18 protein-coding genes are annotated in these 16,427 nt (G+C 70.9%); 9 read left to right on the forward strand and 9 right to left on the reverse strand.

The window, feature by feature from the left end; genetic code table 11:
- Positions 1-153: 153 nt before the first annotated feature.
- The 3 genes from HUT06_RS35835 (at position 154) to HUT06_RS35845 (ending at position 2,150) form a co-directional block, all read left to right on the forward strand.
- On the forward strand, positions 154-561 hold the full coding sequence (locus tag HUT06_RS35835; RefSeq protein WP_176199766.1) for a DUF3224 domain-containing protein: 408 nt from the start codon (positions 154-156) through the stop codon (positions 559-561).
- A gap of 30 nt (positions 562-591) precedes the next feature.
- Positions 592-1,176 carry a TetR/AcrR family transcriptional regulator gene (locus tag HUT06_RS45400; protein WP_176199767.1) on the forward strand — a complete coding sequence of 195 codons (585 nt, stop codon included), beginning with the start codon at positions 592-594 and terminating at the stop codon, positions 1,174-1,176.
- Positions 1,177-1,328: 152 nt separating this feature from the next.
- A complete protein-coding gene (locus HUT06_RS35845) occupies positions 1,329-2,150 on the forward strand; it encodes a site-2 protease family protein (protein ID WP_176199768.1) in 822 nt (273 codons plus the stop codon).
- A gap of 28 nt (positions 2,151-2,178) precedes the next feature.
- Here HUT06_RS35845 and HUT06_RS35850 read toward each other — a convergent pair whose 3' ends face one another.
- Complete coding sequence (locus HUT06_RS35850; RefSeq protein ID WP_254715558.1) at positions 2,179-2,808, reverse strand: TetR/AcrR family transcriptional regulator; 630 nt, start codon at positions 2,806-2,808, stop codon at positions 2,179-2,181.
- An 84-nt stretch (positions 2,809-2,892) separates the two neighbouring features.
- Between HUT06_RS35850 and HUT06_RS35855 the strand changes: the two genes are divergently transcribed.
- On the forward strand, positions 2,893-3,714 hold the full coding sequence (locus tag HUT06_RS35855; protein WP_176199770.1) for an NAD(P)H-binding protein: 822 nt from the start codon (positions 2,893-2,895) through the stop codon (positions 3,712-3,714).
- Between the two features lie 45 nt (positions 3,715-3,759).
- Here the strand turns inward: HUT06_RS35855 and HUT06_RS35860 are convergent, their stop codons facing one another.
- On the reverse strand, positions 3,760-4,293 hold the full coding sequence (locus tag HUT06_RS35860; protein ID WP_176199771.1) for a PadR family transcriptional regulator: 534 nt from the start codon (positions 4,291-4,293) through the stop codon (positions 3,760-3,762).
- Positions 4,294-4,391: 98 nt separating this feature from the next.
- On the opposite strand from HUT06_RS35860, the gene HUT06_RS35865 reads away from it, so the two are divergent.
- From HUT06_RS35865 to HUT06_RS35885, 5 genes are all read left to right on the forward strand, one after another.
- Positions 4,392-4,985: a hypothetical protein gene (locus HUT06_RS35865; RefSeq protein WP_176199772.1), complete on the forward strand. Its 594-nt coding sequence runs from the start codon at positions 4,392-4,394 to the stop codon at positions 4,983-4,985.
- Positions 4,982-6,337, forward strand: coding sequence for a carotenoid oxygenase family protein (locus HUT06_RS35870; RefSeq protein WP_176199773.1), 1,356 nt, complete (start codon positions 4,982-4,984; stop codon positions 6,335-6,337). The genes HUT06_RS35865 and HUT06_RS35870 overlap by 4 nt, the downstream gene beginning before the upstream one ends.
- Before the next feature lie 64 nt (positions 6,338-6,401).
- Positions 6,402-7,901, forward strand: coding sequence for an aldehyde dehydrogenase family protein (locus HUT06_RS35875; protein ID WP_176199774.1), 1,500 nt, complete (start codon positions 6,402-6,404; stop codon positions 7,899-7,901).
- Between the two features lie 48 nt (positions 7,902-7,949).
- Positions 7,950-8,441, forward strand: a complete 492-nt coding sequence (locus HUT06_RS35880; protein ID WP_176199775.1) for a GNAT family N-acetyltransferase — start codon at positions 7,950-7,952, stop codon at positions 8,439-8,441.
- Positions 8,442-8,592: 151 nt separating this feature from the next.
- Complete coding sequence (locus tag HUT06_RS35885) at positions 8,593-9,153, forward strand: helix-hairpin-helix domain-containing protein (protein ID WP_176199776.1); 561 nt, start codon at positions 8,593-8,595, stop codon at positions 9,151-9,153.
- Between the two features lie 13 nt (positions 9,154-9,166).
- On the opposite strand, the gene HUT06_RS35890 is transcribed toward HUT06_RS35885, so the two are convergent.
- From HUT06_RS35890 to HUT06_RS35920, 7 genes are all read right to left on the reverse strand, one after another.
- A complete protein-coding gene (locus tag HUT06_RS35890) occupies positions 9,167-9,628 on the reverse strand; it encodes a hemerythrin domain-containing protein (protein ID WP_176199777.1) in 462 nt (153 codons plus the stop codon).
- Positions 9,629-9,775: 147 nt separating this feature from the next.
- Positions 9,776-11,155 carry an HNH endonuclease signature motif containing protein gene (locus HUT06_RS35895; RefSeq protein WP_254715824.1) on the reverse strand — a complete coding sequence of 460 codons (1,380 nt, stop codon included), beginning with the start codon at positions 11,153-11,155 and terminating at the stop codon, positions 9,776-9,778.
- 649 nt (positions 11,156-11,804) lie between these two features.
- A complete protein-coding gene (locus tag HUT06_RS35900; protein ID WP_176199779.1) occupies positions 11,805-12,248 on the reverse strand; it encodes a hypothetical protein in 444 nt (147 codons plus the stop codon).
- A 10-nt stretch (positions 12,249-12,258) separates the two neighbouring features.
- Positions 12,259-13,329 carry a DUF6745 domain-containing protein gene (locus HUT06_RS35905; protein ID WP_176199780.1) on the reverse strand — a complete coding sequence of 357 codons (1,071 nt, stop codon included), beginning with the start codon at positions 13,327-13,329 and terminating at the stop codon, positions 12,259-12,261.
- Positions 13,326-14,252, reverse strand: a complete 927-nt coding sequence (locus tag HUT06_RS35910; protein WP_254715559.1) for a serine hydrolase domain-containing protein — start codon at positions 14,250-14,252, stop codon at positions 13,326-13,328. The genes HUT06_RS35905 and HUT06_RS35910 overlap by 4 nt, the downstream gene beginning before the upstream one ends.
- 49 nt (positions 14,253-14,301) lie before the next feature.
- Positions 14,302-14,454, reverse strand: coding sequence for a hypothetical protein (locus tag HUT06_RS35915; protein WP_176199781.1), 153 nt, complete (start codon positions 14,452-14,454; stop codon positions 14,302-14,304).
- A gap of 338 nt (positions 14,455-14,792) precedes the next feature.
- Positions 14,793-16,385, reverse strand: a complete 1,593-nt coding sequence (locus tag HUT06_RS35920; RefSeq protein ID WP_176199782.1) for a GMC family oxidoreductase — start codon at positions 16,383-16,385, stop codon at positions 14,793-14,795.
- Between the last annotated feature and the right edge of the window lie 42 nt (positions 16,386-16,427).

The following is a 16,427-nucleotide window of genomic DNA, read 5'->3' on the forward strand; positions in this document are numbered from 1 at the left end:
CCGTCCCGCCGACCGTTCCGTCCCGCCGACCGTTCCGTCCCGCCGACCGTTCCGTCCCGCCGACCGTTCCGTCCCGCCGACCGTTCCGTCCCGCCGACCGTTCCGTCCCGCCGACCGTTCCGTCCTGTCGGATGTGACGTGCATCATGGCGGGATGACCTTCCAAGCGAGCGGCAGCTTCGACATCGAGGCATGGGACGCCGAGAAGCCCTACGAGGAGCAGGACGGCGGCAAGCTGACCCGCGTCCACGTCGGCAAGCAGTTCCACGGCGACCTGGTCGGCACGAGCACCACCGAGCTGATCACCGTGGAGACGCCCGCCGGCCCCGCCGCCTACGTCGGGATCGAGCGGGTCCAGGGCATCCTGCACGGCCGCGAGGGGACGTTCGTGCTCCAGCACAGCGCGGGCAGCGAGGACGGGACGCCCGACACCCAGTGGCTGCGCTGGCTGATCGTCCCCACGTCCGGCACCGGGGAGCTCGCGGGCATCCGCGGCCTCGGCCAGATCACCGTCACCGCGGACGGCGGGCACACCTGGACCCTGGAGTACACCCTGGACTGACGGGCCGCGGGCGGCCGGTAATGTGCTGCCATGCCCCCGGTCACCACCGACACGACGCGCGAGCGGATCATCGACGCGGCCGAGGAGTGCTTCGGCCGCTTCGGCGTCGCGAAGACGACGGTCGAGGACATCGCCGCCGCCGCGCGGCTGTCCCGCGCCACCGTGTACCGGAGCGTCACCGGCGGGCGGGACGAGCTGATCCTCGCCGTGGTGGTGCGCGACCTGCACCGCTTCCTGGACCGGCTCGCCGAGCGGCTGCGCCGCGAGCGGTCGGTGCCGGAGGCGATCATCGAGGGCACCATGGACGCGGTCGCGTACGTGCGGAGCGAGCCGACCATCGCGCACTTCCTGGTGCCGGAGGCGGCGGGGCACATGCAGGCGGCGGTCGCGGGCGCGGCCGAGCACGTCCTCGCGCTGTGCTGCGACTACGTCCGCCCGTACTTCGAGCAGGCGCAGCGGCAGCGGATGCTGCGGGCCGACATCGAGGTGGAGGGGACGGTCGAGTTCCTCTTCCGGATCATCACCTCGCTGATCGTGATGGACCGGGACCGGGACGCCGACGGGCTGCGCCGCTTCCTGCGCACCTACGTCGTCCCGGTGATCGCGGCGCCATGAGCGGGCGGCGGGACGGGCGGCGTGACGGGGCAGCGCGATCCCGGCGCCCGGAACTCCGGTGCGCGGGAACTCCGTTGAGCAGGTAGCTTCCGAGGGACGATCGGGCGGGACGGCGCGCCGGGGGAACGGCGGCGCGGTGAGAGGGGCCGGGAATGAACGGGACTGCACACGAGGCGCGGGGGAGCGCGGCCGTCCGGCCGAGCCCGGTGTTCCTCGCGGTCGTGGCGGCGACCGTGCTGTGCGGCCTGATCGCCTGGCGGTACGGGACGATCCTGGAGAAGCCCGGCCGCATCGCGGTGTTCGGATTCGTGATCTCGGCGTGGATCCTGTCGCTGTGCCTGCACGAGTTCGGGCACGCGTACATGGCCTTCCGGTCGGGTGACCGGAGCGTCGCCGCCAAGGGCTACCTGACGCTGAACCCGCTGAAGTACTCCGACGTCACGCTGAGCTTCCTCATCCCGGTCGTGTTCATCGTGCTGGGCGGCATCGGCCTGCCCGGCGGCGCGGTCTGGATCGACCGGCACGCGATCCAGGGCCGGCTGCGGCACAGCCTGATCTCGGCGGCGGGCCCGCTGTCGAACGCGCTGTTCGCGGTGATGCTCGCGGTGATCTTCAAGAACTTCGCCGACAAGGACCACGCGCTGTTCTGGTCGGGCCTGGCGTTCCTGGCGTTCCTCCAGGTCACCGCCGCGGTGCTGAACCTGCTGCCGATCCCCGGCCTGGACGGCTGGGGGATCATCGAGCCGTACCTGCCGCGCCGGTTCGCCGCGCAGGCGGGCGCGTACGGCGGCTACGCGTTCCTCATCCTGATCGCGCTGCTGTGGCTGGGCCCGATCAACGAGGGCTTCTTCAACGTCATCTTCTACCTCACCGACGCGATCGGCCTGGACGGGTTCCCGTTCAAGGTGACCGGCTCGGTCGACAACTTCCCGATCGAACTCGGCCACTACCTGTTCCAGTTCTGGCGGAACTGACCCGGCGAGCCGGCCCGCGAAGCGGCCCTCAGGGCCCGGCCAGGTGCCGGACGATCCGGCGCAGCTGCTCGGCGTAGCGCTCCCGGAACTCCGGTGACTCCGGGTCGAGGCCGAACACGCGCCGGACGGCGTGCGGCATCGTGACGGGCGCCGCGGTCATCGCCATCAGCACCAGCCGCACCGCGGCCGGGTCCAGGTCGGCGGCCAGTTCGCCCTCCTGCCGGCGCCGCTCGACGTCGGACAGGTCCTCCGCGAGGCCGCACGGGTCGTCGTCCCCGGGGTCGGACGCGCCGCCGGCCGCGTCCAGGCCGCGCCAGGCGCTCAGCCGCGTCCCGCGCGGATCGTCCAGGATGTGGTGCAGGTACCCGACCGCGACCTCCTCCATGGGGAGGGACGGGTCGTTGATCTCGCCCTTGCGCGTGCCCCAGAGCGCGAGCAGTTCGCGGTACAGCCCCGCCTTGCCGCCGAAGTAGTAGTTGATCAGCTGCTTGTTCAGCCCGGCGCGGTCCGCGATGTCCTGGACGCGGGCGCCGGCGTAGCCCTTGGCGGCGAACTCGTCCAGCGCGGCGTCCAGCAGCAGGCGCCGCGACCGGTCGGCGTCGAGCGTGCGCTCGTCCGGCGCGGGGGCGCGGCGCGGCCGTTTCGTCGTGTCCGTCACGGCGCCCATCGTAACCGCCCTGCTGACGCCGTCAACCATCCAGCTGTTTGACAAGTTCATCCGTTTGGTTGAAGCATGTGCCGCATGATTCTCGTCACCGGAGCCACCGGAAACGTCGGACGGCACCTCGTCGCCGAACTGCTCACCGCCGGCGCGAAGGTCCGCGCGCTGACCCGCGAACCCGCGACCGCCCGGCTGCCCAGCGAAGCGGAGGTCGCCCGCACCGAAGACATGCCGCTGGACGGCATAGCGTCGCTCTTCCTCAACCCCGCCGTGTTCTGGCACGGCCTGGACGACCTGCTCCCCCGCGCCGCCGACCACGGCGTGCGGCGCGTCGTCATGCTGTCGTCCTCCGCCGCGCTGGACGACGATCCGTCGAACGACCTCGCGGTGCACCATCTGGAGATCGAGCGGGCGATCGAGGCGTCCGGCCTGGAGTGGACGTTCCTGCGCCCCGGCGAGTTCGCGTCCAACGCGCTCGGCTGGCGGGAGGAGATCCGCGCGGGCGAGCCCGTCCGCGAGGCGTACGCGGCGGCGCGCTTCGCCCCCATCCACGAACGCGACATCGCGGCCGTCGCCGCGAAGGCGCTGCTCACCGACGCCCTCGTCGGGGCCCGGCCGGTGCTGAGCGGGCCCGAGCAGCTCACGCAGCCGGAGAAGGTCGCGCTCATCGGCGCGGCGATCGGCCGTCCGGTGCGCTTCGAGGAGATCGGCCCGGAGGAGGCGCGCAAGGAGATGCTCGCGCGCCCCTACATGCGCGAGAGCATCGTGGACGTCCTGCTCGGGCGGCGCGCGAGCGCCGTCGACGATCCGACCGAGATCTCCCCCGAGGTCGAGCGCATCACCGGCCGCCCGGCCCGCACGTTCGCCGAGTGGGCCGCCGACCACGCCGACGACTTCTGCTGACCGGCGGAGCACTCCGGGTAGGGCGCGGCGCAGGCACGCCGCGCCCTACTCGCGCCTCTCCAGGGCCTCGATCTCCTGAAGGGCCCAGTCGAACCAGTCGCGCCGCATCGCGGCGAACCGCTTGCCGTACTCGATGACCAGCCGCCCGTAGACGGACAGGTTGTCGTCGTCCCACTCCACCCGGCCCTCCAGGTCGAGCAGTTCCGCCAGGTAGTCGCCCAGCCCCTCGGAGTGCCGCCGCATGTACCGCTGCGCCTCCGCCGGATCGACGAGCCCGAGGAAGAAGACGCGCAGCAGCGCGTCGTCGCGCTTGCTGGACTTGGCTGGCACGTCGACGATCCAGTCGTGCAGCTCCGCCCGCCCCGCCTTGGTGATCCGGTACTCCTTGCGCCCGCGCGGCCCCTCCTCGGCGACCTCGATGAGCCCGGCCCCGGTGAGCTTGCCGAGTTCGCCGTAGAGCTGGCTCTGCCGGGCCGGCCAGACGTTCCCGAGCGAGATCTCGAACATCCGCAGCAGGTCGTACCCGCTGGCACCGTCCATCTCGGCGATGAGCCCGAGCATCGCGTGTCGCAAACTCATGCCGGGGAGCCTACCACTCACTATTGACATGTCTAAGTTGGAACGTCTAGTTTCGACATGTCAAAACTGGAATGTCAGAGCGAGGGGCTCCCCGGGCCATGCCGAAGTACTACGCCAGAACCTTCCTCCCCTGGATCCTGCTCGCGGTCGTGAGCGGGTTCCACACCCGGGCCGGCGCGGTCAGCGGCCTGGTGGCGGCGCTGGCGCTGATCGTCCAGGACGTCCGCCGCGGGCACCGCGCCGACTCGCTGGTCCTGGAGTCGTCCACGCTGGTCTACATGGCGCTGCTGACCGCGCTCGCGTTCACCGTCCCCGGCTCCGCCGCACTCGACTACGGCGCGTCCCTCGCGATCGGCTGGCTGGCGGTCACCGCCTGGGCGACCCTCCTGGCCGGACGCCCCTTCACCGCGGGCATCGCGCGCCGCACCGTGCCGGCCGAGATCGCCGCGACGGACCTGTTCCGGAAGATCAACCGCATCCTCACGCTGGGCTGGGCCGCCGGGTTCACGGCGACCGCCGCCGCCCTCGCCTGCGTCCAGTACTGGACTCCCGACGACACCGCTCTGCTCATCGCGGTCAAGGTCGTCGGGTTCACGGCTCCGGCCGTGTTCACCGCCCGCTATCCCGAGACGGCCCGCAAGCGCCACACCGCCGGGCTCGGCCGCCCGCTTCCCGAGGAGCACACCGTATGAGCGAGCACACCGGAGAACGCCCCGCCGCCTGGATGGACGGGCCGCTGGCCCCCGTCCCCGACGAGACCGACGCCTACGACCTGCCGGTCACCGGCGCGCTGCCCGCCGAGCTGACCGGCCGGTACTTCCGCAACGGCCCGAACCCGAAGCCGGGCGAGCCGAGCCGGCACTGGTTCACCGGGCACGGCATGATCCACGGCATGCGGCTGCGCGACGGCCGGGCCGAGTGGTACCGCAACCGCTGGGTCCGGACGGACGCGTTCACCAAGGACGCGCCCTTCGTCCGCGAGGACCTCACCTTCGACCGGTGCGCCGTGCAGGCCAACACGCACGTCGTCCCGCACGCGGGCAAGATCTGGGCGCTGGTGGAGGCCGGGTTCCCCTACGAAGTCACCCCGGAGCTGGAGACGGCCGGGCCGTGCGACTTCGGCGGGCGGCTCACCTCCGCGATGACCGCGCATCCCAAGGAGGACCCGGTCACCGGCGACCTGCTGTTCTTCGGCTACGGCGTGTTCCCGCCCCACCTCGTCTTCCACCGGCTGTCGGCGGACGGGACGCTGGTGGAGAGCCGCGAGGTCGAGGTGCCCGGCCCGACGATGATGCACGACTTCGCGATCACCGAGCACCATGTCGTCTGGCTCGACCTGCCGATGGTGTTCGACGTGGACCTGGCGCTGTCCGGCACGTCCGCCCTGCCCTACCGGTGGGACGACGGGTACGGCGCGCGGCTCGGCGTGATGCCGCGCGACGGGTCCGGCGGCGTCCGCTGGTTCGACGTCGACCCGTGCTACGTCTTCCACGTCGGCAACGCGCACGAGGACGCCGCCGGACGCGTGGTGCTGGACGGCGCGCGCTACACCCCGCAGACCTTCACCGCGCTCTGGGCCGGGATCGGCGGCACCGTCGACCCGGCGACCGAGGCGGTGACCGCGTTGAGCGCGCACCTGCACCGCTGGGTGCTCGACCCCGCCACCGGCAAGGCGTCCGAGGAGCGGCTCGACGACCGCAACGTGGAGTTCCCGACCCACGACGACACCAGGACGGGCCATGAGCACCGCTACCTCTACACGGTCGCCGGCAGCTCGATCGTGAAGTACGACCTGCGCGGCGGCGCGTCGGTCCGCGACTGCGGGGAGGACGCGCACGTCGGTGAGGCGGTGTTCGTCCCGGCCGAGGGCGCCCGCGCCGAGGACGAGGGCTGGCTGCTGTCGATCGTGTCCGCCGGGTCCGGCTCCGAACTGCTGGTACTGGACGCCGCCGACCTGTCGCACACGGCGACCGTCGAGCTGCCGCGCCGGGTCCCGGCCGGATTCCACGGCAGCTGGATCCCGGACTCCCCGTCGGGCGCCTAGGGTGGTTTACTAGCCGGTACCACAATGCAAGTAGTCACTTACGGCCCCTCCCGGGAGGTTCCCCATGTCCGTGGCCACGGAGAGCGCCGAGACGTTCGCGTCCCTGAATCCGGCCACCGGCGAGGTCGTCGCCGAGCACCCCGTCCAGGACGGTGCCGCGGTGGCGGCGGCGATCGAGCGCGCCCGGGAGGCGGCCGAGTGGTGGCGGGCCCTCGGCTGGAAGGAGCGGCGGCTCCGGCTGCTCAACGTCAAGGGGTCGCTCGCCCGCAACCTGAACCGGATGGCCGAACTCATCCACCAGGAGACCGGCAAGCCGGTGCAGGACGCCCAGCTTGAGACGATCATGGCGATCACCCACCTGGACTGGGCCGCCCGCAACGCGCAGAAGGTCCTCGGGCCCCGCAGCGTCTTCCCGGGCCTGATGGCGGTCAACCAGAAGTGCGTGCTGGAGTACCAGGCGCTCGGCGTCGTCGGCGTCATCGGCCCGTGGAACTACCCGATCTTCACCCCGATGGGCTCGATCGGCTACGCGCTCGCCGCCGGCAACGCCGTCGTGTTCAAGCCGTCGGAGTTCACCCCGGGCGTCGGCGTGTTCCTCGCCGAGCTGTTCGACGCGGTGATCCCCGAGCACCCCGTGCTGCAGACGGTCACCGGGCTCGGCGCGACCGGCGCGGCGCTCGCCTCGTCCCCGCACGTCGACAAGGTCGCCTTCACCGGCTCGACCCGCACCGCCAAGCGCGTGATGGCGGCCTGCGCCGAGAACCTCACCCCGATCGTCGCCGAGTGCGGCGGCAAGGACGCCTGCATCGTCGACTCCGACGCCGACCTCGACGCCGCCGCCGACGCCGCGCTGTGGGGCGCCATGTCGAACGCGGGCCAGACCTGCATCGGCGTCGAGCGCATCTACGTCGTGGACGACGCCTACGACAAGTTCCTCGGCAAGCTCACCGAGAAGGCCAAGGACCTGCGCCCCGGCTTCGACCGCGAGGCGGCCTACGGCCCGATCACGATGCCCGGGCAACTCGACATCATCGAGCGGCATATCAAGGACGCCCTCGACAAGGGCGGCAAGGCGGTCGTCGGCGGCGCCGAGTCCGTGCGCAAGCCCTATGTGGAGCCGGTCGTGCTGACCAACGTGCCGGACGACTCGTCCGCCGTCTGCGAGGAGACGTTCGGCCCGACGATCACCGTCCACCGCGTCAAGGACCTCGACGAGGCGGTGGACAAGGCCAACCGCACCAGCTACGGCCTCGCCGGGACGATCTTCTCCGGCGACAAGTCCCGCGCGCTGGACGTCGCCCGGCGGATGCGCTCCGGCATGACGTCCATCAACGCCTTCGCCGCGTTCGCCCAGGTCGCCGCGCTGCCGTTCGGCGGCGTCGGCGAGTCCGGCTTCGGCCGCATCCACGGCGCGGACGGGCTGCGCGAGTTCACCCGCCCGAAGGCCATCACCCGGCAGCGGTTCGCGACGATGAACCTCACCACGTTCGCGCGCACCGAGAAGGAGATGGCCCGCGTCCTCGGCCTGATCAACATGATCCACGGCCGCCGCTACAAGCGCTGACCGAAGCCGGGCGCCCCCGGCCGGGGGCGCCCGCCTAGACTCGAAACCATGACATCCGGGACATTCGGCGCACCCGTGCGCAGCCGCCTCCAGGCGACCCTGGACGCCACGCCCCCGCCCCCGCCGGGGGTCCGCCCGTTCACCGAGGCCGACCTCCCCGCCCTCGCCGCCGCCATGTGGGACGCCTACCGAGGCACCCCCGACGAGACCGACGTCGGCGACCTCCAGGGCGCCGTCCGCGAGATCCAGCTCACTCTGTACGGCGAGTACGGAAGCTTCCTCCCGGAAGCCTCATTCGTCACCGACCACGACGACCGTCCGATAGGCGCGGCCCTGGTCACCCTCTACAAGCAGGAACCCCTCCTGGCGTTCCTCTTCACCGCCCCGTCCCACGCTGGGCAGGGCATCGGCCGAACCCTGGTCAAGGCGGCCATGCACGCCCTGGCCCCGGACCACGCCACCCTCTCCCTGGCCGTCACCCGCCGCAACCGCCGCGCCCGCCGCCTCTACGGCCACCTCGGCTTCGTCGAAATCGCCTGATCCCCTGTCGGGTTCCGGCAACCGAAATCTTCCACGGCACGTCAGATCAGCGACGATTGAGGGGGCCATGGCGAGGGCCGGCAGAACCGCGGCAAGTTACCTATGGGCTCTGAGCCCGCTCTTCACTCTCGGCTATGCCACGCCCATCACCATGGGCTTCGCGGCGGCCCGCACGAGAAGCGTCGGCCTATGGATCGCGACGATCCCCTACGCCGCTTTGGTCGCCGCGATGCTGGCGACGGCGGACAGTGAGCGCGGCAGCACCGCCGACTCCGTCTTCGTCTTGACGTGGGTTCTGTCATGGCTCGGCGGAACGCTCCACACCCTGGCCGTCAGGCACCGCGTGTTCTCCTCCCGGTCCATCCCGCCCAGCAGCCTCCAGCACGCCGTGCTGGAGACGAAACGCCGCCGCGAACTACGAGCCCACGCCGCCGAGATAGCCAGAACCGACCCGCAACTGGCGCTCGAACTGGCCATCGGCCGCCCCGACCTGCCCAGGACCTTCGACGACGGCGGCATAGTCGACGTCAACCACGCCCCCGCCTCCGCACTGGCGACGATCCCGGGCATCCGCCCGGCCCACGCGGAGCTGATCGTCCGCATGCGGCAGGACCTGGGCGGCTTCACCTCCGCGGAAGAGGTGGCGGCCATGACCGACCTCCCCCCGCACCTCACCCCGGTCCTCAAGGAGCACGCGGTCTTCCTCCCCTGACACCGCGGGACGGTCAGCCGCGGACCCGCACGCACACCCAGTCGGCAGGCATCTCCCCGGTCCGCAGGAAGGCCCTCAGCCGCTCCTCCTGCGGCGCGGGCACGACCCGCTCCAGCTCCGGGTAGAGGATCTTCTCTTCCTTCATGTTGTGGTGCAGGAGCTGGACGTTCAGCCGCCGGCACAGCGTGAGCGCGGCATCGTCGTCCGCCGCCTCGTCGAGCGCGTCGAGCGTCCCCCACATCTCCGCGTGCTCCCGGAGCATCACCATGACCGGCGCCATCAGCCCCGCCGCGTGCAGGGCCGGGAACAGGAACTCCTCTTCGAGGTAGATGTGACGACGCAGCGCCCGCACGGCACGCACGAGCGGCTCCCGCTCCCGTTTCCCGCCCACCGGCTCAGCGGTGAACGCCTCGATCCCCTCATCGATCTCGTGGTGCTCCCGCTCCAGAGCCGCCGCCAGTGACTCGATCTCCATGTCCCACAACCCCAATGCCGCGCACCAGGACGGTACTCAGCCCGCCCAACGTGAGCCCGATATTAATACACATACTGCTTGTAAATATCGTCCAAGTTGTGAGAAATCAGCCACCAGGGCATCGGGTCGATCGGATGAGGCGCGGACTCACTGCCGGTCGGGCCGGACGATGTACCAGCCGCCGGACGGCGTGATCCAGATGAGCAACCCGGGCCAGATCTGGTGAAGTCTCCAACCGGCGGTCTGTTTCAGCCGGTGGTGGCGTCTGCAGAGTGGGGCGAGGTTGCAGCGGCAGGTGAGGCCGGGCCGCCACGGGATCGTGTGGTCGAGGTCGCAGCGCCGCGAGGGCTGGTTGCAGGTGGGGAACACGCACCTGCTGTGCCGCGCCTCGATCTCCCGGCGCATGGCGGCGGGCGGCCGATAGTCGGGGCTTCCGTGGCACTCCTCGTCACCTTGGCAGGCGGTGTCACGAGCGTCCGCGAGCTGGTCGTCAATGTGCCGCGCCGCCTGCCGGATGGCATGCGGCAACTCGCGAGGGCGGACACGCCCGCGCACATGGTTCAGGCGCCGTTCCACCTCGCCGGCAAGGCCCCCAAGGCGCTCATCGACATCATCGTCGAGCCGAGCACAGACCGCTTCGCCCCCGTCCGCCGACGGAGAGGCAACATCACTCTCGTCGCCCGTCCGGGAAAGAAGGGTGCGAACGGCCTCGGGAAGCTCAACACCATGCAGCAGCGCAGTGGCAAGATCAGCGCGGAGGGTGCTCAAGGGACGAGGGTCACCATCGGCCTTGATGCCGTTGGCCGCAGCGGTGATCTTGTTGAAGATGGCATGCGCGTCCTCGGCCGCCAGATCGCACAGCGCGAGATCCGAGGTGCCGGACGGGGTGTCCCACAGCTCCAGCCGCCGGTGCCGTACCGCTCCACGCTTACGCTCTTCGATCGCCTGGGGCGCCAGTCGCTGCGCGATCCGCTTGATCCGGCGGCGGAGCTGCCCGGTGGTCTGCTCCGACGCCTTCTCCAGGGCAACGCACTGGACCTTCCCGGCCACATCACCGGGGAGACCCTCGGTGACGTCACAGATCACGCGGGCCTTCGCCATGTCGACGCGTCCGGCGCCCAGTGCCTCTCCAGTTCGAGCGAGCGGGCCGGTCAGTTGTTCGGCCAGATGGACCAGTGTGGCGGCGGCGTTCCCAGTGACGCTGAGAGCAACGGCGACCTCTTCGGCGACCGACTCACGGGCCGACAAGACCCGGTACTCGGGGTCACCAGATTCCTCGGCACCGCAGTCTTCGTCGGAGGTGCGGCGGCGGGTGAGCTCCGCGATCGCGGCCAGCTCCCGCGCCTGGGCCCAGGAGGTCTGCCGACGAGCGGCCGCCGCGACCTGGAGGAGTTCGTCATCGGTCAGATCCGCCAGGCGCTCTTTCGAACCCGACAGGCAGACCGCCAATTGCGGGCCGGGCGGGAACCACACCCGGTCTTCCCATTCACGCTGCCCGCCACCAATCTCGGCGACCTGAGCGGACATCGACACGGGGATTCACCTCCCAACCCGAATTGCCACCTCAATTATACCGCGACACACCCCCATTACCACTGGACAATTCAGACACTCAACATTCGATCTTCATCTTTTTCAACCCGCTCACCGCCCGCAATAAAGGACGCTCCTTACGGCCGCCGGTCATCCAACGGCAGGCGCGGGCTGAGCACGGCTTTATCGGGTTGGGGTGGCTGCGGCAGGCGGACGGCCGAGGTGCCTCCCGAAGCAAAGATGCACACCGCACACCACGTCACCGGTTGCTGCCACGTTGGTTGCGGTCACAGACAGGACGCAGATGTGCAAGTAGGAAGGCCCTCGCCGATCGCTTTTCCGCGCGTAGCGCGGCACCGACAGCACCCCGCACCAACCCGCAGATCAAACACCTCACCGCAACCGCCCACTCACTGGAACCACATAAAACCGATAAAAAGCGACCTCAGCCACGCACCCCGCCCAAGCGAACACGACAAACACAAGCCGACAAAAGCGAAAGATTAACACCAACTCACACAGGCATCCCGCCGCACCATCACCCATCACCCATCACCCATGACCGGTGAACGGCAGCGCCCCCGCCCATGCGGACGGAGGCGCTTTTCGCTACGGCGGCCGGTTCCTTACGGCCGGAACTGACCTAGTCGGCGACGAGCCGCGATCCCCACCCGCCGACTGTGTACTCGCGCTGACGCCGCACGACATAACGACCGGCCGTGCAGCCGGAGGCGCCGTGCTCGGGGTGCAGCAAGTACACGGTGGCGGACGCCTCGAAGACGCCGATCGTCAGAAAGCCGGAATCAGAGACCTGCGTCGTCCAACGGCAGGTGCCGGGGTCGGCGACAAGGGTGTGGGGATTGCCACCCGCCTGGCCCCGCAGCAGTTCGACACCCTCAGACGGGACGTCCGTCCACACAGGGTTCGGCCGCAGCGACAGGGAGGCGGAGACTTCGGCGAAGGGGATGATGATCAGGTCGCCCTGGGCCTGGAGCCCGTCGACGACGGGGATGCTCACCGACTGCTCGAGATGGTCGAGCACGGCGAGACCGGTCTGCCGGGAGAGGGACGCGAGAGTCACGGTCATGAGATCACCTTCAGGTTCGGCGGACGAGACGTGAGTACTGGTCGGCGGACAGCCCGTAGGTCCAGCCGGCGGCGGCGACCGGATCCCCGATGGCGGCCGGCACGGTCAGCCCGTAGCGGCGGCGGCGCCCGTCGCGCTCGACGGAACCGTTGACGGCGAGCAGCACCCTGGTCTGCTCGCGCAGGTCGTAGAGGCGCAGTTCGGAGCCGGGGTTGCCGGGGTCGGGCGCGACGGCGACGAGCCGCAGCCCGGCCCGGTCGATGTAGTCGCCCCACCCCATGTTCTCGATCGCGCACCGCCGGACCTCGACGTTGGCCTCCCGCTCGATCCGCCCGACGTCCGGGTCGTCGATCACCCATGCGGGCACCCGCGTGCCGTGCCAGGCGTGGACGTCCCACCCGTCGCCGTACCGGAGCGCGGGGCCGTCCGAGCGGTGCAGCCGCACCCGCCCGTCGTCGTCCCAGACCTCGGTGTGCAACTCGACGGGCCGCTCGGAGACGACGCACACGTGCTCGCGCGGCCACCACCAGACGCAGGATCTGGCCAGCGCCGCCCACAGGTCGAGCAATCGGTCCTGCTCAGGCGTGAACACCACACCGGACGTCCGGCGGATGGCGTCGTAGTGGGCGACCCTGGACAGACTCCAGGCCGAGTACCAGTCGAGCACCCGTCCGGCCCTCTCGTGTCCCCCGAGCGCCGGCCGAAGCGTGGTGCGCACGGACGCCATGAGGGGATCTCTCACCACCTGGCCCACGATCCGGTCCATCAGCGGATGGCCGCGCAGGGCCGCGGTGTCGAGCCCCACGGTCAGTTCGCCGAGCAGGCGGCGGAAACGCGGCGGCAGCGGCCAGTCAGGGAATCGGTCCGGGGCCTCGCACGCCCGTACACCGGGCGGGACGGTCTCCAGCGCGGCCACCGGTGAGGCCACCCAGTGGAAACGGGGCGGGCCGAGGCCGATCAGGCGGTAGAACTCGGAGATGGCCGCTTCGGCGGCCGGACGGTCGGCGGGCTCGGTGGACAGCAGGTGCCCGAGCCATTCCGAGCGGACGTTCGCAGCTTCCCGCTGCGCGTAACCGCTCACCGGACGAGGGCGGCGACGCCCCTTTCATTGATCATGTGCCGGATGATGGCAGATCCCGCGCCCATCCGTCCACCCCTTTCCGCCCCCTGGTGACGCGACTGCGGGCGCGTTGGCGGGCGCGTCTGCGGACGCGGCGCACCGGCGTACACCAGGCCGTCGGTGCCGTACCACCCGAAGGCGACGGAGTTCCCCATCGCCGCGACACCGACCATGTAGCCGAGTCCCTTGCGCAGGGGCATCCTCACCACCCTGTCCTCCCTGGTCGTGAGGGTCTCCGAGAGCCGGCCGGCCGTCGCGGGGCCGATGAGGCGTACACCGTCCACCGCACCGATGAGGGCGGCGAACATGCGGGCGAGGGCCTCGGCCGTCGCCGCGCTTCCGACCGGGCCCGGCGGCATCCAGGTTTCGGGCCGGTTGCCCAGCTCGGCACCCGCGCGCAGCCACGCCGGCATGGCCTCGTGGTACAGCGAACCAGGCGGGAAGTCGGCCGGCGGGTCCGGCGGCTCCCCCTCCTCCAGCCGCACCACCCGTGGCAGGTCAGCGGCGGGGACACCGAAGAGCAGATCACCGTGAACGCCGAGCGGGGCGGCGATCACATCCCGCAGCACCACCGGCAGTGGCTGCCCGGTGACCCGCCGCACGACCTCACCGAGAATGAAACCGTAGGTCAGCGCGTGCCATCCGGTCGCGATGCCGGGACGCCAGAGGGGCCGCAGGTCCGCGATCCGCGCGCACATCCCGTCCCAGTCCGCGAGATCCTCCGGCCCGACGCCGGGCGGCGTCTGCGGGACCCCGGCGGTGTGCGCGAGGACGTGGGCGAGGACGTGGGCGAGGGTGATGCCGACCTTCCCTTGGGCGGCGAACTCCGGCCAATAAGCGGCGACCGGGACGCCGTAGTCGAGCAGCCCGCGATCGGCGAGCACATGGACGAGGGTGGAGATCAGGCCGGCCGCGGGGAAGAGGGTCCGCTCGTCAACCGGGTCGGCCGGTGGTCGCGTCCGCTGCTCCGGCGCACACGTTCACCACGAGTTCGCCGTCGAGGTAGGCGGCGACCTGGAGGCCGACCTCCCCACCGGGCGCGATAAGGCGGTCGGCGAGCTCCTGGATACGTGACTGAGCGTCCAACTCAGGTCCTTCCGGCTCGCAGACCGCGGACTAAGGCGGTCTGAGGCGGCGGATATAAGGCGTCGTCCCCATGTGGGGGGTGGTGGCTTAGGACGAACCTTGTACATGTCAGGCCACAAGGGCCCGGCGGGAACGAGGAGTCAGACATGATCCGCCCGGAGATCGACAAGGTCATCATCAACGACCGCGTACGCGTACTGCGCAACGAGGCCAAGGACGCCCGCCGCGTCCGGATTGCGAAGGCCCTGAAGCGGTGACGCCCGCCGCCTGTGCGCAGCGCACGCCCCCGTCCTCTCCGGACGGGGGCGTTCTTCTTTCCCGGGCGTCTCCGACCCGGGCTACGACCCCGCGTTGGCGGGCGCCAGCGGCGTGCGCCCGCGGATCAGATCAGCAGCGCGCTCCGCGATCGCGATGGTCGGCGCGTTGGTGTTGCCCCGAGGAACCGTCGGCATGACCGACGCGTCCACCACACGCAGCCCCTCCACACCCCGCACCCGCAGCTCCGCATCGCAGACGGCGTCGTCCCCGCCCATCGCGCACGTGCTGGTCGGGTGGAACAGCGTCGCGACCTCGCGGCGGACGAACTCGGTGACGGCCTCGTCGGAGTCGGCCTGCTCGCCCGGCGCCCACTCGCCGCCGACCAGCGACGCGAGCGGCCCGGACGCGGCGATCTCGCGGGCCTGCCGGACGCCCGCGACCAGGATGTCCAGGTCGGCCTTGGCGGCCAGGTAGGCCGGGTCGATCAGCGGCTTGGCGTACGGGCTGGCCGACCGCAGGGTCAGCGCGCCGCGGCTCTCCACCGCGATCGCGGTGACCATGACCGACAGCAGCCGCTCGGTGACGTCGACGAGCCCCTGGTTCACGAACGGCGTCGGCAGGACGTGGTATTGGAGGTCGGGCGCGGGCAGCCCCTCGACCGTCCGGACGAACCCGCCCGCCTCGGCCACATTGGACGCGTAAGGGCCGCGCGCCAGCGCCTGGTACAGGGCGAACGCACGCGCGTTGGCCTGCTCCCACAGCACCTTGGTGCGCGGCGTGGCGAACATGACGTTCACGAACGGATGGTCCTGGAGGCCCTGCCCGACCGGCGAGTCGACCAGGACGTCGATGCCGAGCGAGCGCAGGTGGTCGGCGGGGCCGACGCCCGACAGCATGAGCAGCTGCGGGCTGTTCACCGCGCCGCCGGACAGGATGACCTCCGCCTCGGCGCGCGCCGAGTGCGTCTCGCCGCGCGCCTCGTAGCGGACGCCGACGGCCCGCCCGTCCTCGATCACCACGCGGGTGGCGAGGGCGTCGGTGACGACGGTGAGGTTCGGCCGGTTCTCGATCGGGTGCAGGTACCCGGCGGCGGTCGACCAGCGCCGGCCCCGCTTGTGGGTGACCTGGTAGAAGCCCACGCCGTCCTGGTCGGCGCCGTTGAAGTCGGGGTTCGCGGCGAGGCCGTACGCCTTCGCCGACTGCACCCAGGCGCGGGTCAGCGGGTGCTTGTAGCGCAGGTCCTCGACGCGGAGCGGGCCGCCGACGCCGTGGTAGGGGAGGTCGCCGCGCTGCTGGTCCTCGGCGCGACGGAAGTAGGGCAGCAGGTCCTCATAGCCCCAGCCGTCGCAGCCGTGCGCGTCGCGCCAGGTGTCGTAGTCGTACCGGGCGCCGCGGATGTAGATCATCGCGTTGGTGGACGAGCTGCCGCCGAGCGTCCGCCCGCGCGGCCAGTAGACGCTGCGGCTCGCCGCGTGCTCCTGCGGGACGGTCGCGTAGTCCCAGTCGTAGGGGCCCTTGATGAGCGCCGCCACGGCTGCCGGGATATGGATCTCCGGCGCGTCGTCGGGCGGGCCGGCCTCCAGCAGCAGGACCTTCGCGGAGGGGTCCTCGGTCAGTCGGGCGGCGAGGACGCAGCCCGCGCTCCCCGCTCCCACGATGATGTAGTCGTACACGGCGGCCTCCGGGGTCTTTCCGGAACCCTACCGAACGGGCTT

It is taken from the genome of Actinomadura sp. NAK00032 (assembly GCF_013364275.1).
Lineage (GTDB): Bacteria > Actinomycetota > Actinomycetes > Streptosporangiales > Streptosporangiaceae > Spirillospora.

Excerpts from the sequence above, each read along its gene's own strand:
- HUT06_RS35875 (WP_176199774.1), top strand. The coding sequence starts at position 6,402 with ATGTCCGTGGCCACGGAGAGCGCCGAGACGTTCGCGTCCCTGAATCCG.
- HUT06_RS35895 (WP_254715824.1), bottom strand. The coding sequence starts at position 11,155 with ATGTCCGCTCAGGTCGCCGAGATTGGTGGCGGGCAGCGTGAATGGGAA.
- HUT06_RS35870 (WP_176199773.1), top strand. The coding sequence starts at position 4,982 with ATGAGCGAGCACACCGGAGAACGCCCCGCCGCCTGGATGGACGGGCCG.
- HUT06_RS35855 (WP_176199770.1), top strand. The coding sequence starts at position 2,893 with ATGATTCTCGTCACCGGAGCCACCGGAAACGTCGGACGGCACCTCGTC.
- HUT06_RS35900 (WP_176199779.1), bottom strand. The coding sequence starts at position 12,248 with ATGACCGTGACTCTCGCGTCCCTCTCCCGGCAGACCGGTCTCGCCGTG.
- HUT06_RS45400 (WP_176199767.1), top strand. The coding sequence starts at position 592 with ATGCCCCCGGTCACCACCGACACGACGCGCGAGCGGATCATCGACGCG.
- HUT06_RS35835 (WP_176199766.1), top strand. The coding sequence starts at position 154 with ATGACCTTCCAAGCGAGCGGCAGCTTCGACATCGAGGCATGGGACGCC.
- HUT06_RS35845 (WP_176199768.1), top strand. The coding sequence starts at position 1,329 with ATGAACGGGACTGCACACGAGGCGCGGGGGAGCGCGGCCGTCCGGCCG.
- HUT06_RS35890 (WP_176199777.1), bottom strand. The coding sequence starts at position 9,628 with ATGGAGATCGAGTCACTGGCGGCGGCTCTGGAGCGGGAGCACCACGAG.
- HUT06_RS35865 (WP_176199772.1), top strand. The coding sequence starts at position 4,392 with ATGCCGAAGTACTACGCCAGAACCTTCCTCCCCTGGATCCTGCTCGCG.
- HUT06_RS35880 (WP_176199775.1), top strand. The coding sequence starts at position 7,950 with ATGACATCCGGGACATTCGGCGCACCCGTGCGCAGCCGCCTCCAGGCG.
- HUT06_RS35885 (WP_176199776.1), top strand. The coding sequence starts at position 8,593 with ATGGGCTTCGCGGCGGCCCGCACGAGAAGCGTCGGCCTATGGATCGCG.
- HUT06_RS35860 (WP_176199771.1), bottom strand. The coding sequence starts at position 4,293 with ATGAGTTTGCGACACGCGATGCTCGGGCTCATCGCCGAGATGGACGGT.